The sequence below is a fragment of the uncultured Albimonas sp. genome (assembly GCF_963977235.1).
Lineage (GTDB): Bacteria > Pseudomonadota > Alphaproteobacteria > Rhodobacterales > Rhodobacteraceae > Albimonas.
Genome location: NZ_CAXBOD010000081.1, coordinates 1 through 16,750 on the forward strand (window position 1 = coordinate 1; position 16,750 = coordinate 16,750).

Below are 16,750 nucleotides of genomic sequence, written 5' to 3' on the forward strand. Positions count from 1 at the left end.
CGCCGCGACGGACGTCGCGCGGGGGGGGGGCGTCCGGCCCGCGGCGCAGGGCGGGGGGGCCGCCCGGGACAGGCGGCGCCCGGGGCGACGTCCTGTTCGGGGCGCCGACGTCGGGGTCGTGGCCCGCGCCCGCAACGGGCCCGGCCCGCAAGGCGCGCGCCGCTGCAACCGCGCCGCGGGCGGAACCGCTCCGACCGGCGCGCGCGTCGCGCGGCGCCTGCCTGCGTGACGCAGGCGCCACATCGGACGGGCGGGGCGCCGGCCGCGGGGGTGGCGTCTGCGGCGCAGGGAATCTATATGCGCCCCGAACGGGCCGGCCTGTCGCCGACCCCAGGAGACTTCCCATGCCGCTGGACCTTCATGCCGGCGGGTCCGCCGTCCACCCGGGCGGCGCCCCCGGAGACGACGCCGTTCTGCCCTTCCAGCTCGACCGCTGCGACATCCGCGGACGGGCGGCGCGGCTCGACGCCACGCTGGCCGACATCCTGCGCCAGCACGCCTACCCGCGCCCCGTCGCGGGCCTGGTCGCCGAGGCGGCCATGCTGACCGCCCTGATCGGCCAGACCCTCAAGCTGCAGTGGCGCCTGTCGCTGCAGGTGCGCGGCGACGGGCCGATCCGGCTGGTCGCCACCGACTGGTTCGCCCCCGGGCACGAGGGCGCCCCCGCCCGCCTGCGCGCCTACGCCAGCTACGACCCCGAGCGCCTGGACGAGGCCGCCGACGCCTTCGCCCAGTTCGGCAAGGGCTACTTCGCGGTGATCATCAACCACGGCTCGGGCCAGCCCTACCAGGGCCTGACCCCGCTGGCCGGCGGCTCGCTCGCCGCCAGCGCCGAGGCCTATTTCGCCCAGTCCGAGCAGATCGCCACCCGCTTCTCGATCGCCTCGGCCGAGTCCGCGGCGCCGGGGCAGACGGGCGCCTGGCGGGCGGGCGGCGTGATGCTCCAGCACATGCCCCCCGCCAGCCCGCTGCATCCCGGGACCGGGGGCTCGGGCGAGGACGGGGTGATGATGGCCGCCGACGTCGCCGCGATGGGCGACAAGGAGGAGGACTGGACCCGCGTGAACATGCTGCTCGACACCGTCGAGACGCATGAGCTGCTGGGCCCCCACGTCTCGCCCCAGGAGCTGCTGGTGCGGCTGTTCCACGAGGAGACCCCGCGCGTGTGGGAGCCTCTGCCCGTCGGTTTCGGCTGCACCTGCTCGGCCGAGAAGGTGGTGACGGCGTTGCGCCAGTATTCCGCGCGCGACATCGGCCACATGACGACCGAGGACGGCAAGGTCACCGCCGACTGCCAGTTCTGCGGCGCCCATTACGAGTTCGAGCCCGAGACCCTGGGTTTCGACGCCGAGCGTCCGGCCGAGGGCGACGGCGACAACGCGGGCGACCCCTCGGCCTGATCGCCCCGCCGGGCCCCGCGGCCCGGCGGCTCCGCGCCGACGCGCGACGTAGCGGAAAGCGCTGGGCCGGCGGCCCGTCGCGGCGTATCAAGGGGGCCGGCAAAAGCCCGCCGCCCCGCTGTCGGCGCGCGGCGGCAGGGGGATCGGTCTCATGGTCATGGCAGAGGCTCTCCGGGCGCGCGCGACAGGCGCGTTCGGTCCTGTGGGCGGCGTCCAGCCGGGCGCCGCGACGGGGGTCTGCGGCGCGCCCGCCCCGGTCGCCCCCGGCGCGGTCGAGCATGAGGGCCGCGCGGGATCGCCCGCGGCCCGGGCCGCGGACGCGGCAGACGACTCGGGCGGTCAGGCCGCAGACGCCTCGGGCGGCCGGGCCGGAGACGCGGGCGGGGCGTCCCCTGAGGGCGGCCTCGTCGATCCGACCCTGCCGACCGGCGCCCTCGCCTTCGCCCCGGACGGGGCGGCGAGCGGGGCCGACCGGCATCCGGTCGACCCGGCCCCTTGCGCCCCGGAGGCCTTCCCGCTCCGCGCCGAAGGGACCGCGGCCGCGCCCAGCTTCCCGGTCCTTGAGCCGAGCCGGGCCGACGCCCTGCCGCTCGGCGGCGCCGGGGGCGAGAGCGCGCTGCCTCTGGCCCTTCTCGAGGGCGAGGCGGACGCGAGCGGGCTTGCCGGCATCGATCCGGCCGCGCGGGCGCCCTCGGCCGGGCAGGGCGCGGCGGGCGGGGACGGGAACGCGAACACCGTCTCGCTGGGCGGGGGCGACGACGCCTGGCGCGGGCGCGGCGGGAACGACACCGCCCATGGCGGGGGCGGGGCGGACCTGATCCATGGCGGGAAGGGGCGCGACGCGCTCTATGGAGACGGCGGCGGCGACTCGCTCTATGGCGACGGCGGGCGCGACACGCTGCACGGCGGACGCGGCGCGGATCTGCTGAACGGCGGCGCCGGGGACGACCTGCTCTATGGCGAGGCCGGCCGGGACCGCTTCGTGGGGGGCGGGGGCGAGGACGTGTTCTTCGGCGGCGGCGGGCGCGACGTGTTCGGGCTGGTGCGCGACGGAACCTCGAACACGATCCTGATCGTCGACTTCGAGCCGGGCGTGGACCGCTGCCGGATCGAGGGGATCGACGGGCCGGTCCGCCGCTCGGACTTCGCGGTGCTGGACCTGACCGACGGGACCTCGAACACGCTGCTGTTCGGCGAGGCGATCGGCCGGTTCGACACCGAGCGGGGCTCGGCGCCGGGGTTCGACGACCTGTTCTTCGTCTGAAAGCCTGACAGGCCGGGTCGAAGCGCGGGACCGGCGGGGCGCGAGTTGACAGCTGTCAACTCTCCGCGGGGCTGGCGCGCCCCCCCCGCGCCCGGCGCGTAGGGTCAGCCGCGGGCGGCGGCGAGGAAGGCGTCGACCTCTGCCTCTTCGGTCGCCCAGTTGCATACCAGGCGGCAGGTCAGCATCTCGTCCTCAGGCCCCTCGAGCGTCTGGCCGGGGGGCCAAAGGTAATACTGCGCCCCGGCCGCGTGCAGCCGCCGGTGGGCCGCGCGGGGCAGGGAGACGAACAGCGCGTTGGCCTCGACCGGGTGGACGAGCGTGGCGAGGTTGCCCTCGCTCAGCCCCGCCGCCAGCCGGTCGGCGGCGGCATTGGCCCGTCCCGCAAGCTCCAGCCACAGGCCGTCGGTCAGCCAGCGGTCCATCTGGGCGGCCACGTAGCGCATCTTGGAGAACAGGTGCCCGCCGCGCTTGCGGCGAAGCTGGAACTCCCAGGCGCGCGCCGCGTCGGGGTTGAAGAAGATCACCGCTTCGGCCGCCATCGCCCCGCACTTCGAGGCGCCCAGGCACAGCACGTCCACCCCCGCCTTCCAGGTCAGCTCCGCCGGCGTGCAGCCCAGCCGCGCCACGGCGTTCGAGAACCGCGTCCCGTCCATGTGCACCGGCAGTCCGTGCGCCCGGGCGAGGTCCGAGAGCGCCCGCACCTGCGCGGGCGTGTAGATCGCGCCCAGCTCGGTCGCCTGGGTCAGCGACAGCGCCCCGCGCTGGACGTTGTGCACGCTGGCGTTGGCCGTGGCCTTCAGAGCCCGGGACAGCGCGTCGGCGTCGATCCGGGCATGCTCGCCCTCGACCAGGGTCAGCTTGGCGCCGCCGGTGTAGAACTCCGGCGCGCCGCACTCGTCTTCCTCGATATGGGCGTGGCGGTGGCAGAAGATCGCGCTCCAGGGCGCGGCGAGCGCGCTCAGCGCCAGGGCGTTGGCCGCGGTGCCGGTCGCGAGCAGGAAGACCTGCGCGTCCGGCGCCTCGAAGATCTCGCGCACCCGCTCGGTGACCGAGGCGGTCAGCGGGTCGGCGCCGTAGGGCATCGCGGATCCGGCGTTCGCCGCGACGACCGCCTCCATCAGCTCGGGGGCGGCGGGGCCGGCGTTGTCGGAGGCGAACATCATCGGAAGGGGATCCTCGGAAGAGAGCGGGCGGCGCGGCCGCTCAGAGCGGCTTGTCGAGCGCGTAGTCCTGCAGGTCGTCCTCGTCCACCCGCTCCTCGGGGATCAGGCGGCCGGGGAAGTTGCGCCCGTCCGCCGCGATGCCCGCGCGGCGGGTCGAGGTCGGGTCGCCGGTGACCAGCGGATGCCAGTCGGGCAGATCCTGGCCGTCGGCCAGCAGGCGATAGGCGCAGGTGGTGGGCATCCAGGCCTTGGCGTCCTCGAGCGTCTCGGGCGTCAGGTTCACGCAGCCGGGCACCAGCGTGCGGCGCAGCGGGTAGTTGCGGCAGCCGCAGGCCTTGGGGTCGTAGAGACGGCAGTGCACGCGGGTGTAGATCAGCTCCTCGGTGTCCTCGTCCTCGAGCTTCACCAGGCAGCAGCGGCCGCAGCGGTCGCAGAGCGCCTCCCATTCCTCGCGGGTCATCTCGGCGAGGGGGGTGGTCTTCCAGAAGTCGGGGGCGAGGGTCATCGGGGCGTTGTGGCGCCGCGGCGCGCGAAGGTCCAGCGGCGACTTTGGGGCGGAGGGCTTCGCGGGCGGTCAGTCGCCCGCCTCGAAGCGCCCGCGGGCGCGCAGGATCACGGCCGCGGCGATCAGGCCGGTCAGGCCGACGACGGCGAAGACTTCCTCGCGCGCCAGCCCGAGGGCCAGCAGGACCATGGCGAAGAGCGAGCTGGTCACCATCGCCGCCGAGTCGGTGATGTTGGAGCAGGCGACGAAGCGCCCGCGCTCGTCGGCCGGGGCGGCGTCGATGTAGACCGCGTTCAGCGGCGCCACGTAGAGGCCGCAGAACGTCGCCAGCAGACCCGCCGCGCCCAGCACCGCCCAGGCGTCCCCGCGCGCGAGGAAGCCGCCCGCGTCCAGCAGCGGCCCGGCCCGGTCGAGCCCCGTCCCGTATGCGGTCGTGGCCAGCCAGAACAGCGCCGCGCCGGCCGCGATGCCCACCGCGCCCACGGGCGGCAGGGCGAGGCCGATCCTGCCGCGGGTCGCCCTGTTGGTCAGGGCCGCGCCCAGCGCGAGCCCCGCCACGAAGGCCGACAGCAGCACCAGGGCGGCGTCCTCGGAGGCGTGGAGCGTCTCCTTGGCGATGGGCAGGATCAGGGTCAGGAAGGTTGCGCCGGCGAACCAGAACCAGCTGATGCACAGGATCGCGAAGAACGGCCGGCGGCGGCGGGCGCAGTCGCGCACCACGTCGCGGATGGCGCGCACCACGGTGACGTCGATCTCGGGGGGGCGGCCCTGGCGGGGGGCGGGGGGCGCCATGAAGCTCGCCGCCCAGCCGAGCAGGGCGACCGAGACCACCGCCGCGCCGACCAGCGTCGCGCCGCCGTCGAGCAGCGCCACCTTCAGCCCCAGGATCTGGCCGAGGATGATCGCGAGGAAGGTCGCCGACTGCACCAGGCCGGCGCCGGCCATCAGCTCGCGCCGTTTGAGGTACTGGGGCAGGACCGCGTACTTGATCGGCGCGAAGAACGCCGACTGCGCGCCCATCAGGAACAGCAGCAGGTAGAGCAGCCAGAGATTCTCGAGCTGGAAGGCCAGCGCCGCCAGCGCCATCAGCACCACCTCGGCCCCCTTCACCCAGCGCATCATCACCGCCTTGTCGACGGCGTCGGCGATCTGGCCGGCGACGGCGGCGAAGAGGGCGAAGGGCAGGATGTAGAGCGCGCCGGCGAACAGCACGTGGACGTCGATGTCGAGGTCCATGCGCTCGGCCAGCCGCCAGGTCAGAAGGGCCATGAAGCCGTTCTTGAAGACCTGGTCGTTGAAGGCGCCGAGGAACTGCACCCAGAACAGCGGCCAGAACCGGCGCGCCCGCAGCAGGTCGAGCTGGCGCGGGGGCGGGCCGCCCTCGGGACCGCCGACTTCGACGGCCGCCCGGGCCTCGTCGCTGCGCCTGTTCGCAAGGGTCATCGGGGTCTCCAGCTGCGTCGGGGCCAAGGGACGCGCCGGGGCGGCGCAGGTCAAGGGCGGGGGCGCTGGCGCCGCGTCACGGTCGCGCGCGTGGCGCCCGCCCGCCCGCGGCGCGTTTCGGCGGAGGGAGGCGTGGCGGGCGGGCGCCGGTGGCCGGGAGAGGGAGGGGCCTCCCCCGGCCTCGCCCGTGGGGGGCGCGGGGCGCGTCCGACGCCGGCGCCGCGGTCGGCGGGCCGGACGCGCCGGTCGGGCCGGGCGCGGTCGCCACGCGCGCCGACGCGGGCGCGCGCCGCGGGCGGGCGGCCCGCCACGCGCGCGCGGGTCGTCGCGGCGCTCTCGAGACGCGTCGAATGCCGCGCATCGGGGCGGGGTCCGGCGCTTGCCCCGAACCGCCGCCTCGGGCGATGAGGGCGCATGACGGAGTTCGTCCTCGCCTTCGCCGCATTCCTCGCCGCCCACGTCGCGCCCGCCGCCACGGGCCTGCGCGCCGCGGCCGTGGCGCGGATCGGGCGGCGACGCTGGGTGCTGGGCTATTCGCTGCTCTCGACCGCGCTGCTGGCCTGGCTGGTCTCGGCCGCGATCCGCGCGCCGCATGTCGCGCTCTGGGCGCCCTCGCGCCCGCTGGCTTTGGCGCCCTTCGTCGCGATGCCGCTGGCCTGCGTCCTGCTGGCCGCGGGCGCGGGGCGGGCCAACCCGGTCTCGGTCGCCTTCCGCGGGGGGCCGGCCGACGCCGCGCGCCCCGGCGTGCTGGCGCTGACGCGCCACCCGATCCTGTGGGCCTTCGCGCTGTGGGGAGGCAGCCATGCGCTGGCCAACGGCGACCTCGTCTCGGTCGTGATGTTCGCGGGGTTCGCCCTTTTCGCCCTCGCCGGCATGCGCGCGCTAGAGGGGCGGGCGCGCCGGCGGGGGGAGACGGCCGCCTTCGCGCTCGCCTCCGGACCGCTGGCGATGCGGCTGCGCCGGGCCGCCTCGCCCCGGCTGGCGGTCGAGGCGGGGCTGGGGCTGCTGCTTTTCGCCCTCCTGCTGGCGCTGCACGGGCCGGCGATCGGGATCGACCCGACCGCCTGGCTGTGAGCGCTCAGACCGCCTGCGCCGCCCGGCGCGCGGCCTGGCGCGAGACCAGCCGCACCTTGCGCGGCGCCGCCTTCCAGATGCACAGGATGCAGATCACCGACAGCGCGAGGCACAGCCAGAACCCCGCCGCATAGCCCCCGGTCTGGTCGCGGATCAGGCCCAGCGCCCAGACGCCCGCCGCGGCCCCCATGTTGGCCACCAGGCTGATCGCGGTCAGGATCGAGGGGAAGCGGCGTCCCTGGAAGATCTCGGCCAGGATCGCGCCGAAGATCGCCGCCACCCCGTTGCCCAGCAGCCCCTGCAGCACCACCATCGTCCACAGCAGCGCCGCCGAGGGCGCCTGGTCGAGCAGCAGCAGGCAGACCGAGGCGCCGACATAGCCCACCCCGGCCACCGTCCAGCCCACCTCGCGCCCCCAGCGGTCCGAGAGGGCGCCGACCCCGATCTGCCCGGCGATGCCGAAGAAGGCGACCATGCCCAGCGCCAGCGCCGCGACGCCGGTCCCGAACCCCTGGTCGATCAGGAACCGGGTCTGGTGGACCTGGATCGCGTACCAGATGAACAGTCCGCAGAAATAGCCCGCGGCCACCCACCAGAACCGCGAGGTGCGGATCGCCAGCGCCAGCGTCCAGTCTGTCTCGGCCCACTTGCGGTCCACCACCGCGTCGACCACCGGGCGGGGCGCGTCGCCGGGCTCGGGGGCGGTCTCGCCGTCGGGCAGCAGGCCCATGTCCTCGGGGCGGGTGCGCTGGAAGGCGAGGTTCAGCGGGATGATCGCCACCGCCGTGATCGCGGCCATGGCGAGGCAGGCCGCGCGCCAGCCCTCGGTCTCGATCAGCCACTGCATCGCGGGCAGCAGCGCCACCGAGGCGACCCCCACCCCCGCGAAGGCCAGCCCGATCGCCAGCCCGCGGTTGCGCACGAACCAGTTGGGCAGGAACATCGAGTGCGAGATGTAGCTCATCGCCATCGAGCCGTTCACCGCCAGCAGCCCGAAGGCCACATAGAGCTCGAGCGGCGTGGTCACCTGGGTCGCCGCCACATAGCCCAGCGCCACCATCGCCGCGCCGACGGGAATCGCTCCCCGCGGCCCCCAGCGGGTCATCATCCAGCCGACCACCGGCAGGAACGCGGTCGAGGCCAGGAAGCCCACCGAGAACGCCCCCGAGGTGACGCCCGAGTTCCAGCCGAATTCGGCGATCACCTCGGGGAACAGCAGGCCGAAGCCGGTGCGCGCGGTGACCGCGACGCCCATGGTCACGAAGGCCACCCCGACCACGATCCAGCCGTAGTAGAGCCGAGGGCGCGGGCGCGCCGCCGGGGCGGCGCCGGGTTGCGGGGGGACGGTCATCCAGATCTCCTCCGGGCCCGCGCGTCTGCCGGCGCGGTGCTCTGCGGGCGAACATAGGCGGGCGACTCGCGACGAGTCGATGACCTCTCAGGTCGTGCGCAGGTTGGGGGCGCGTCGGGGGCGGGTCGGGGGCGCGTTGGGGGCTTGCCTTGCGCGCAATGCTTCGATATTTCCCGACATATGGACGCATCCGAGGCTCTCGCCGCTTTCGCGGCCCTTGGCCAGCCGACCCGGCTCGACGCCTTCCGCCTGCTGATCGGGGCGGGGGAGGGCGGCTTGCCCGCCGGCGAGATCGCGGCCCGGCTCGATGTGCGCCACAACACGCTGTCTTCGAACCTCGCGATTCTCCAGCAGGCCGGGTTGCTGCGCAGCCGGCGCGAGGGCCGCTCGATCCGCTATGCCGCCGACCTCGACGGGCTGCGCCGCCTGCTGGGGTTCCTGCTGCAGGACTGCTGCGGGGGCCGGCCCGAGCTGTGCGCCCCCCTGATCGAGGAGATCGCCTGCGCCTGCCAGGCGCCCTCGGGCGACCTTCGCGCGTCCGGCACGCCTGCCTCGGGCCCGGCGCGGCCTGCGACCTCCGCGCCCTGATCCGGCGCCCCCGCCTCATGACCAAGGAACCGCCGCGTGACCGATGACGCCACCGCCGCCCCCGCCCCCGGGGGCCTGGGCCTGTTCGAGAGAGGCCTGTCGCTGTGGGTGGCGCTGGCGATGGGCGCGGGCCTGCTGCTGGGCGAGCTCGCGCCCGGCGCCTTCCAGACGCTGGCGGGGTGGGAGGTCGCGAGCGTCAACCTGCCCGTGGCGGCGCTGATCTGGGCGATGGTGTTCCCGATGATGGTGGGAGTCGACTTCGGCTCCCTCTCGCACGTGCGCGACCGGCCGCGGGGGCTGGCGATCACGCTGGTGGTGAACTGGCTGGTGAAGCCTTTCAGCATGGCGGCGCTGGGGGTGCTGTTCTTCCAGCACATCTTCGCCCCCTGGATCGACCCGGCCGAGGGGCGCGAGTGGCTGGCCGGCCTGATCCTGCTGGGCGCGGCCCCCTGCACGGCGATGGTCTTCGTGTGGTCGAACCTGACCCGGGGCGATCCGACCTACACGCTGGTGCAGGTCAGCGTGAACGACGTGATCATGGTCTTCGCCTTCGCCCCCATCGTGGCGCTGCTGCTGGGGGTGGGCGACATCGAGGTCCCCTGGGGCACGCTGCTGCTGTCGGTGGGCCTCTATGTCGTGGCGCCCCTGCTGGCCGGCGCCGCGGTGCGCGCGCGCCTGGTCCTACACGGCGGCGAGGCGGCGGTCGCGGCGTTCAAGGAGCGCGCGCGCCCGGCCGCCACCGGCGGCCTGCTGCTGACGGTGACGCTGCTGTTCGGCTTCCAGGGCGGGGTGATCCTCGACCGGCCGCTGGCCATCGGCATGATCGCCGCGCCGCTGCTGATCCAGTCCTACGGGATCTTCTTTCTGGCCTATTTCGCGGCGCGGCTCGCCCGCGTGCCGTTCTCGGTCGCGGCGCCCTGCGCGCTGATCGGCGCCTCGAACTTCTTCGAGCTGGCGGTGGCCGTGGCGATCAGCCTGTTCGGCCTCGACTCGGGCGCGGCGCTCGCGACCGTGGTGGGGGTGCTGGTCGAGGTGCCGGTGATGCTGTCGCTGGTGGCCTTCGCCAACCGCACCCGCGGCTGGTTCCCGACCGAGGGTGCTGCGCGATGAGCGTGACGATCTTCCACAACCCCGCCTGCTCGAAATCGCGCGCCACGCTGGCCCTGATCCGCGACTCGGGCGTCGAGCCCCGGATCGTGCGTTATCTCGAGACGCCCCCCGACCGCCCCCGGCTGGAGGCCCTGCTGGCCGCAATGGAGCTGCGTCCCCGCGATCTCCTGCGCCGGGGCGAGGCCGCCTACGCCGAGCTTGGCCTCGCCGAACCCTCGCTGTCGGACGCGCGCCTGATCGAGGCGATGCTCGCCCATCCCCGCCTGATCGAGCGGCCCATCGTCGAGACCCCGCGCGGCGTGCGCCTGTGCCGTCCGCCCGAGCGGGTGCGGGAGATTCTCGACGCGCCCTGACCCAGCGCCCTGACACGGCCGTCCCCTGAAACGAGAAGCGCCGGCGACCCAGAGGGGCGCCGGCGCTGCTTCGCTCCGATCCCGGAGCCCTGATGTGGTGCGGTCGAGAAGACTCGAACTTCCACGGGAGTTACCCCACAGCGACCTCAACGCTGCGCGTCTACCAATTCCGCCACGACCGCGGCCTCATCAGGCGACGCGGCATCTAGCACCGGCCGACGGGCTTGTGAAGCCCCCCGGACGCGCTTGGCGAAGGTTCCCGGCGTCAATCTGCGCGAGGGCGGCTTGCGGAGACGATTGGAGAGCCCCGGTCCCGGCTCGGAAGCCGGGACCGGGGCCCCAGGACCGAGCGGGAGTCCCCACGACTCCGCTCAGGTCCCCCCCGGCGCGCGCTCCCGCCCGTTCGGGCTGGGGGCGGCGCCTGACTCGCGGGTCCGCCTGACGGGCGCTGCAGCCGCCGGACCGGCCGGCGGGCCGCGGCGCGTCGCTTGCCGGCGGGCCGTGGAGAGGTGATGCGCCTGGCGGCGTGACGGGAGCGTGACGGATTCGCGGGGGCGCGGGCCGTCGCCGCCACAAAGTCTGTCGGAGGGCGTCGCCGGCACAAAGCCCGTCGGAGGGCGTCGCCGCTCAAAAAGCCCGGCGGAGGGCGGCGCAGGCGCAACGCTTGCCGTGAGGGGGGCCGGGGGGCGATACCTCGGCCCGCGGGACGCCACGGGCCGCGAGTCGAGGGAGCCGCCATGACCGAGTGGCGCATCAGCGAGGGGCTGATCCCCTATCCGCAGGCGCTCGACGAGATGGAGGCGCGGGTCGCCGCCATCCGCCAGGGCCGCGCGGACGAGCTCGTCTGGCTGCTGGAGCATCCGCCTCTCTACACCGCGGGAACCTCGGCCCGGCCGCAGGACCTGCTGGCGCCCGACCGGTTCCCGGTTTTCGAGGCGCGGCGCGGGGGCGAATACACCTATCACGGGCCCGGCCAGCGGGTGGCCTACGCGATGCTGGACCTCAATCGGCGGGGGCGGGACCTGCGGGTCTTTGTCGACCGGCTGGAGGAATGGGTGATTCGCACCCTCGCGGCCTTCGGCGTCCCCGGCGAGCGCCGCCCCGGCCGCGTCGGCGTCTGGGTGGTCCGCCCCGAGAAGGCGCCCGGCCCCGACGGCGCGCCGGCCGAGGACAAAATCGCCGCCATCGGCCTGCGCCTGCGCAACTGGGTCAGCTTCCACGGCGTCTCGATCAACCTCGAGCCGGAGCTGGAGCATTTCTCGGGAATCGTGCCCTGCGGGATCGCGGGATACGGGGTGACCTCGCTCGCCGACCTCGGCCTGATCGTGTCGATGCCCGAGCTCGACATGGCCCTGCGCGAGGCGTTCGAGGACGTGTTCGGCCCGGTGGGCTGAGGCCGGACGGCGGCGCCCGGGGCGAGCCGCGCCCCGGGCGCGACCCTCGACCGCCCGCCGATCGCGGTCGGGCAGCGGCCCCGGGTCGAGCCCGGGGCGCGCCCTGGCGGCGCAGCCTCGCGCGCGCGGCCGTCGGGGCCGTCGGCGCCGTTGGGGCGGAAGGGGCGCGCGTCAGTCGCGCACGTTCACCTCGACGTCGTGGGCGCCGCCGCCGACGGTGGCGTTCTCGATGGTCAGGGTGAAGGTCTCCACCCCCTTCTGGCTGTAGGCGTGGAACACGAACTCCACCCCCTCGGCCTGCTGGCCGGCGCAGGGGCCCTGGGGGACCTCGGCCATGAGGCTGCGCGACTCGACCCGGCCGAGCCGCGGCGAGGCGGAGATCGCGGCCGTGGGCGTCCCGGTCGAGGCGCAGGACGAATCGAGCGCGAAGGCCGTGGCGATCGGGGCCTCGCCCTCGATGTCCATCCCCAGACGAATCGGCTCGGCCAGGGCGGGCGCCGCGAGGCCCGAAAGCAGGAGCGCGGGAAGCGCGAGGCGCAGGGCGCGGGCGGGATGGGCAGGGGTCATGGAGCTCTCCTTCGGTCCGGTCGAGCGCGAGCCTAGCGCGACCCCGGCCGGATCGCGAACGAGACCTTGGCGCGGGCGCGGAAGACGTCCGGCGGGGGAGGCGCGGTCGCGCCTCCCCCGCGTCGCTGACGGATCACTCGCAGGCGAAGCTCGCGGCCGAGTCGGCCTCGCCCGCGCCGTCCCAGCGGGCGGTCTGGGGGTAGGGGCAGTGGGGGCGGGTGTCGCCCGCGGCGTTGGCGCCTTCGATCGCCTCGGGGGCGACGCCTTCCTCGACCCAGGCCATCAGCGGCTCGATCCAGTCGACGCGGTCGAAGCCGACGCCGCCGCGGCAGTGGACCATGCCGGGGATCATGTAGAGGCGCAGGATCTCGGCGGCGGCGGCCTTTGGATCCTGCGCGCCCTGCTCGGCGAGGCGGGCCTCGACGCTCTCGAGGTAGCGGATCGAGAACAGCGGGTTGATGCCCACGTCCGCCCAGCCGTGATACATCAGCATCTTGCCCCCGAGCTTCGTCATCGCGTCCAGGTCGGGGTCGTCGGCGTTGTAGATCTTGCCCTTGAAGCGCGCCATCTCCTCGGGGTGCGTGTCGAAGTCGAAGTCGGTCACATAGTTGAAGTCGGGCCGGTCCTCGGGGAACATCAGCCAGTTGAAGCTGTCGTGCACGATGATGTGGGCCAGCGGCGGGCGTTTGGACTCGGCGGGCTTGGTCACGAACAGGTCCCAGCCGCCCTTGATCGCCTCGGCGCCGGGCAGGAGGCCGGGGACCACCTCCTCGCCGGTCGAGGTCTTCGCGCCCGCGTAGATCAGCGCCAGCGCCTCGACCTGGGCGTCGGTGGCGCAGGAGCCGTCGGCGGGGGCCTCGGCGGTCTCGCAGCGGGGCAGGTCGAGGGCTGGGTCGAATTCGCAGGCCCGCGGGTCGTCGATCAGCCCGTCTTCCAGCCCGTCGAGCGCATCGCATTTGGCGGTGACATGCTTGCCCAGCGCCAGGATCTGCTCGGCCGAGATCAGCGGGGCCTCGCCCGCGGGATCCTCGCCGAACAGCCGGGCGGCGAAGGCGGGCGCCGAGATCTGGGCGTAGGTGTAGGGGTAGACCGGCGCGCCAATCGCATAGCCGTCGAAGTCGGTGGGGTAACGCTGCGCCTCCATCATCCCCTGACGGCCGCCGGTCGAGCAGCCGGCCCAGTAGGAATAGGACGGCGCAGAGGCGTAGAACTCCTCGACGATGTCCTTGGCGACCACGGCGGTCTCGTGCGGGGCGCGGTAGGCGAAATCGAGCTCCATCTCCATCGAGCCCTTGCCGAAGCGGGCCGAGGCCTGGTCCTCGATCGCGTCGGAATGGCCCGCGTCGGTGGTGGCCGTGGCGAAGCCCTTCGCGCGGTGGGGGGCCATCGCCTCGAGCTCGAGCTCGCCCGCCTTGCCGCCGTTGCCCACCATCAGGAAGCGGCCGTTCCACGCGGCGGGCAGGTGCACGGCAAAGCCGATGTTGCCGCCGATGGTCCCGCGCAGGTCGCAATAGGCGAAGGCGCCGGCATCGTCCGCGACGGGTTCGACCGAGGCGATCTCGACGTCGGGCATCCCGTAGGCCTGGGAGAAGGCGGCGCAGGAATCGGCGGTGGGGGCCGCCGTCGCGCCCAGCGGCGCGAGCGCCGTCGTGGTCAGCGCGGCGAGCGCCAGCGGCAGGCGCGGGAGGGGGATGGGCATGGGCGTGTCCTCTGTGCGTCCGGGAAAGGTTCAGACAATAAGGATACCATGCTTTATGGTTGTCCGGACGAAATTGTCGCCAGGGCGATCCCGGCGGCCGCCGCCGCTTGAAATCACACGTCCTGCGCGTAGAATTCGGAGCGTGCGCGGCCCCTCCGGAAAGGGATTCGGCGTGCGCGCGGCCCCGATCGGGGGCCGCCGCGACGCCGCGCCGCGCCGCTGCGCCCCTTGCGCGGAGGCGTCGGGCCAGCGGCGAAACGGTCGCGTAGACGTCGCCGGCAAAATCGGTATGGTCCGCGCAGACTTCGGGGAGTCCTCGCGCCCGCGTTGCGGACGCCAGGCTTTTCCAGGGGGACGAGGTTGATCCGGCGGGCTGCATTCGTCGTATCAACCGTTGCGGGGTTCGGCCGATCGGGCTGATCCCGCGAACGAGACATTCCCCGGGGCGAGGGAGCCCCGGACCGGAATCGGCGTCGGGCAGGCGTCGTTCCGGCTTGCGGCAGGAGTGCAGACATGGCGGATGCGGCGGCCCACGCGCATGACGACCACCACCCGGGGTTCTTCACCCGGTGGTTCCTCTCGACCAATCACAAGGACATCGGGGTCCTTTACCTGATCACCTCCGCGGTGCTCGGGCTGATCTCGGTGGCCTTCACCATGTACATGCGGCTCGAGCTCATGGAGCCGGGCGTGCAGTACATGCTGATGGAGGACGGCGTCACGCCGAACGGCCATCTGTGGAACGTGATGATCACCGCCCACGGCATCCTGATGATGTTCTTCGTGGTGATCCCGGCGCTGTTCGGCGGGTTCGGCAACTACTTCATGCCGCTGATGATCGGCGCGCCGGACATGGCGTTCCCGCGGATGAACAACCTCAGCTACTGGATGTACGCGGCCGGCTCGACGCTGGCGGTGCTGTCGGTGGTGTCGCCGGGCGGAGACCAGCAACTGGGCTCCGGCGTGGGCTGGGTGCTATATGCGCCGTTGTCCACGCGTGAGGCCGGGTACTCGATGGATCTCGCTATCTTCGCGGTCCACGTCTCGGGCGCCTCGTCGATCCTGGGCGCGATCAACATGATCACGACCTTCCTGAACATGCGCGCGCCGGGCATGACCCTGCACAAGACGCCGCTGTTCGCGTGGTCGATCTTCGTGACCGCCTTCCTGATCCTGCTGTCGCTGCCCGTCCTGGCCGGCGCCATCACCATGCTGCTGACCGACCGCAACTTCGGCACGACCTTCTTCGATCCGGCCGGCGGCGGGGACCCGGTGCTGTATCAGCACCTGCTGTGGTTCTTCGGGCACCCCGAGGTCTACATGATCATCGTGCCGGGCTTCGGCATCGTCAGCCACGTGATCTCGACCTTCTCCAAGAAGCCTGTGTTCGGCTACCTGGGCATGGTCTACGCCATGATCGGCATCGGCGTGCTGGGCTTCGTCGTGTGGGCGCACCACATGTACACCGTGGGCATGTCCCACACTCAGCAGGCCTACTTCATGCTGGCCACGATGGTCATCGCGGTCCCCACGGGCATCAAGATCTTCTCGTGGATCGCGACGATGTGGGGCGGGTCGATCAGCTTCAAGACGCCCATGCTGTGGGCCCTGGGCTTCATCTTCCTGTTCACCGTGGGCGGCGTGACCGGCGTGGTGCTGTCGCAGGCCGGCGTCGACCGGGCCTATCACGACACCTACTACGTGGTCGCTCACTTCCACTACGTGATGTCGCTGGGCGCGGTGTTCTGCATCTTCGCCGGCGTCTATTACTGGATCGGCAAGATGACCGGCCGCCAGTACCCCGAGACGCTGGGCAAGATCCACTTCTGGATGATGTTCATCGGCGCCAACCTGACCTTCTTCCCCCAGCACTTCCTGGGCCGTCAGGGCATGCCGCGGCGCTACATCGACTATCCCGAGCAGTTCGCGCTGTGGAACCAGGTCAGCTCCTACGGCGCCTTCCTCTCGGGCCTGTCGTTCCTCCTGTTCTTCTACATCGTCTGGGTGACGGTCACGAAGGGCGAGAAGATCACCGAGAAGGCCTACTGGGGCGAGCACGCCGACACCCTCGAGTGGACGCTGCCCAACCCGCCGCCGGCCCACACGTTCGAGACGCTGCCGACCCCGGACATGTGGGACAAGCAGCCTCACCACTGACCGAGAGGTCCATCGTGGAGGCGAACGCCGACAAGGCGGGACAGATCGAGACGGCCGGGGGGGAACCCCCGGCCGTCGGCCGTTCCGACCCGCCGCTCTACGAGGTCACGCTGTGGCCCAACCTGTCGCTGGGGCGGCGGGGCTACCGGATCGTGATGGGGGGCGCGGCCACGATGCTGTCGCTGCCGATGATCGCGCTTGCGGGCAGCAAGGTGGCGCTCGGGCTGCTGCCGTTCGTGCTGGGCGCGCTCGGGGCGCTGGGCTGGTTCCTGCGCCGCAACGCGCGCGACCTGTCGCTGCACGAACGCCTGCGCCTGTGGCCCGACCTGATGGCGGTCGAGCGGCATGAGCCCTCGGGCCGGGTGCTGCGCTGGCAGGCCAATCCCCACTGGGTCCGGTTGAAGCTGCATCCCGACGGGCGGCCGCAGAACTATCTGACGCTGAAGGGCGGCGGGCGCGAGATCGAACTGGGGGCGTTCCTCAGTCCGGAGGAGCGAGAGGACCTGGCCGAGCAGATCGAGATGGCGATGGCGCGCGCCCGGGGGGCGGTTGGCGAGCGCTGAGCGGGGGAGTCGCCTGGGAGTGCGCGGCCGGGGGCCGCGGGACGGGCGCTTCTGAACTCACCAGAGAACAGAGGCCGCGCCTGTCCTCCGAAGCCGTCCGTCGCTGTTGATGCCTGAGC

The 16,750-nt window shown here is 73.2% G+C and carries 15 protein-coding genes and 1 tRNA gene; 9 read left to right on the forward strand and 7 right to left on the reverse strand.

Going from position 1 to position 16,750, the window contains the following annotated elements; genetic code table 11:
* The first annotated feature begins 344 nt into the window (after positions 1-344).
* Positions 345-1,400 (forward strand): Hsp33 family molecular chaperone HslO, encoded by a 1,056-nt coding sequence (locus AAC134_RS21690; protein WP_339951503.1) that lies wholly within the window; start codon positions 345-347, stop codon positions 1,398-1,400.
* A gap of 157 nt (positions 1,401-1,557) precedes the next feature.
* Entirely contained in the window at positions 1,558-2,664 is a 1,107-nt protein-coding gene (locus AAC134_RS21695) for a hypothetical protein (protein WP_339951505.1), read from the forward strand.
* A gap of 104 nt (positions 2,665-2,768) precedes the next feature.
* Here the strand turns inward: AAC134_RS21695 and AAC134_RS21700 are convergent, their stop codons facing one another.
* The 3 genes from AAC134_RS21700 to AAC134_RS21710 all read right to left on the reverse strand — a co-directional run bounded on the left by AAC134_RS21700 (position 2,769) and on the right by AAC134_RS21710 (position 5,775).
* Positions 2,769-3,827 (reverse strand): beta-eliminating lyase-related protein, encoded by a 1,059-nt coding sequence (locus AAC134_RS21700; protein WP_339951507.1) that lies wholly within the window; start codon positions 3,825-3,827, stop codon positions 2,769-2,771.
* A gap of 40 nt (positions 3,828-3,867) precedes the next feature.
* A complete protein-coding gene (locus AAC134_RS21705; RefSeq protein WP_339951509.1) occupies positions 3,868-4,332 on the reverse strand; it encodes a YcgN family cysteine cluster protein in 465 nt (154 codons plus the stop codon).
* A 69-nt stretch (positions 4,333-4,401) separates the two neighbouring features.
* A complete protein-coding gene (locus AAC134_RS21710) occupies positions 4,402-5,775 on the reverse strand; it encodes an MFS transporter (RefSeq protein ID WP_339951511.1) in 1,374 nt (457 codons plus the stop codon).
* Between the two features lie 414 nt (positions 5,776-6,189).
* Between AAC134_RS21710 and AAC134_RS21715 the strand changes: the two genes are divergently transcribed.
* On the forward strand, positions 6,190-6,849 hold the full coding sequence (locus AAC134_RS21715; RefSeq protein ID WP_339951513.1) for an NnrU family protein: 660 nt from the start codon (positions 6,190-6,192) through the stop codon (positions 6,847-6,849).
* 4 nt (positions 6,850-6,853) lie between these two features.
* Here AAC134_RS21715 and AAC134_RS21720 read toward each other — a convergent pair whose 3' ends face one another.
* On the reverse strand, positions 6,854-8,200 hold the full coding sequence (locus tag AAC134_RS21720) for an MFS transporter (RefSeq protein WP_339951515.1): 1,347 nt from the start codon (positions 8,198-8,200) through the stop codon (positions 6,854-6,856).
* A gap of 180 nt (positions 8,201-8,380) precedes the next feature.
* Between AAC134_RS21720 and AAC134_RS21725 the strand changes: the two genes are divergently transcribed.
* From AAC134_RS21725 to arsC, 3 genes are read left to right on the forward strand one after another with little or no spacing between them, the layout of a single operon-like run.
* Positions 8,381-8,788: a metalloregulator ArsR/SmtB family transcription factor gene (locus AAC134_RS21725; protein WP_339951517.1), complete on the forward strand. Its 408-nt coding sequence runs from the start codon at positions 8,381-8,383 to the stop codon at positions 8,786-8,788.
* Between the two features lie 36 nt (positions 8,789-8,824).
* A complete protein-coding gene (gene arsB, locus AAC134_RS21730) occupies positions 8,825-9,898 on the forward strand; it encodes an ACR3 family arsenite efflux transporter (protein ID WP_339951519.1) in 1,074 nt (357 codons plus the stop codon).
* Positions 9,895-10,251 (forward strand): arsenate reductase (glutaredoxin), encoded by a 357-nt coding sequence (gene arsC, locus AAC134_RS21735; protein WP_339951521.1) that lies wholly within the window; start codon positions 9,895-9,897, stop codon positions 10,249-10,251. The genes arsB and arsC overlap by 4 nt, the downstream gene beginning before the upstream one ends.
* A gap of 95 nt (positions 10,252-10,346) precedes the next feature.
* On the opposite strand, the gene AAC134_RS21740 is transcribed toward arsC, so the two are convergent.
* Positions 10,347-10,433 (reverse strand) — tRNA-Leu (locus AAC134_RS21740).
* 555 nt (positions 10,434-10,988) lie between these two features.
* Between AAC134_RS21740 and lipB the strand changes: the two genes are divergently transcribed.
* Entirely contained in the window at positions 10,989-11,645 is a 657-nt protein-coding gene (gene lipB, locus AAC134_RS21745; RefSeq protein ID WP_339951523.1) for a lipoyl(octanoyl) transferase LipB, read from the forward strand.
* Between the two features lie 171 nt (positions 11,646-11,816).
* Here lipB and AAC134_RS21750 read toward each other — a convergent pair whose 3' ends face one another.
* Both AAC134_RS21750 and AAC134_RS21755 read right to left on the reverse strand, forming a co-directional pair.
* Positions 11,817-12,212, reverse strand: coding sequence for a hypothetical protein (locus tag AAC134_RS21750; protein ID WP_339951525.1), 396 nt, complete (start codon positions 12,210-12,212; stop codon positions 11,817-11,819).
* A gap of 133 nt (positions 12,213-12,345) precedes the next feature.
* Positions 12,346-13,911 carry a tannase/feruloyl esterase family alpha/beta hydrolase gene (locus tag AAC134_RS21755; RefSeq protein ID WP_339951527.1) on the reverse strand — a complete coding sequence of 522 codons (1,566 nt, stop codon included), beginning with the start codon at positions 13,909-13,911 and terminating at the stop codon, positions 12,346-12,348.
* Positions 13,912-14,424: 513 nt separating this feature from the next.
* Here AAC134_RS21755 and ctaD point away from each other — a divergent pair.
* Together ctaD and AAC134_RS21765 are read left to right on the forward strand one after the other, a co-directional pair.
* The gene (gene ctaD / locus AAC134_RS21760) at positions 14,425-16,068 is read left to right on the forward strand and encodes a cytochrome c oxidase subunit I (protein ID WP_339951529.1); all 1,644 of its coding nucleotides are present in this window, start codon (positions 14,425-14,427) and stop codon (positions 16,066-16,068) included.
* A gap of 14 nt (positions 16,069-16,082) precedes the next feature.
* Positions 16,083-16,631 (forward strand): DUF2244 domain-containing protein, encoded by a 549-nt coding sequence (locus AAC134_RS21765; protein ID WP_339951531.1) that lies wholly within the window; start codon positions 16,083-16,085, stop codon positions 16,629-16,631.
* The last annotated feature ends 119 nt before the right edge of the window (positions 16,632-16,750 follow it).

Excerpts from the sequence above, each read along its gene's own strand:
- AAC134_RS21720 (WP_339951515.1), bottom strand. The coding sequence starts at position 8,200 with ATGACCGTCCCCCCGCAACCCGGCGCCGCCCCGGCGGCGCGCCCGCGC.
- AAC134_RS21710 (WP_339951511.1), bottom strand. The coding sequence starts at position 5,775 with ATGACCCTTGCGAACAGGCGCAGCGACGAGGCCCGGGCGGCCGTCGAA.
- AAC134_RS21705 (WP_339951509.1), bottom strand. The coding sequence starts at position 4,332 with ATGACCCTCGCCCCCGACTTCTGGAAGACCACCCCCCTCGCCGAGATG.
- AAC134_RS21715 (WP_339951513.1), top strand. The coding sequence starts at position 6,190 with ATGACGGAGTTCGTCCTCGCCTTCGCCGCATTCCTCGCCGCCCACGTC.
- arsC (WP_339951521.1), top strand. The coding sequence starts at position 9,895 with ATGAGCGTGACGATCTTCCACAACCCCGCCTGCTCGAAATCGCGCGCC.
- ctaD (WP_339951529.1), top strand. The coding sequence starts at position 14,425 with ATGGCGGATGCGGCGGCCCACGCGCATGACGACCACCACCCGGGGTTC.
- AAC134_RS21695 (WP_339951505.1), top strand. The coding sequence starts at position 1,558 with ATGGCAGAGGCTCTCCGGGCGCGCGCGACAGGCGCGTTCGGTCCTGTG.
- AAC134_RS21700 (WP_339951507.1), bottom strand. The coding sequence starts at position 3,827 with ATGATGTTCGCCTCCGACAACGCCGGCCCCGCCGCCCCCGAGCTGATG.
- AAC134_RS21750 (WP_339951525.1), bottom strand. The coding sequence starts at position 12,212 with ATGACCCCTGCCCATCCCGCCCGCGCCCTGCGCCTCGCGCTTCCCGCG.
- AAC134_RS21690 (WP_339951503.1), top strand. The coding sequence starts at position 345 with ATGCCGCTGGACCTTCATGCCGGCGGGTCCGCCGTCCACCCGGGCGGC.
- lipB (WP_339951523.1), top strand. The coding sequence starts at position 10,989 with ATGACCGAGTGGCGCATCAGCGAGGGGCTGATCCCCTATCCGCAGGCG.
- AAC134_RS21725 (WP_339951517.1), top strand. The coding sequence starts at position 8,381 with ATGGACGCATCCGAGGCTCTCGCCGCTTTCGCGGCCCTTGGCCAGCCG.
- AAC134_RS21755 (WP_339951527.1), bottom strand. The coding sequence starts at position 13,911 with ATGCCCATCCCCCTCCCGCGCCTGCCGCTGGCGCTCGCCGCGCTGACC.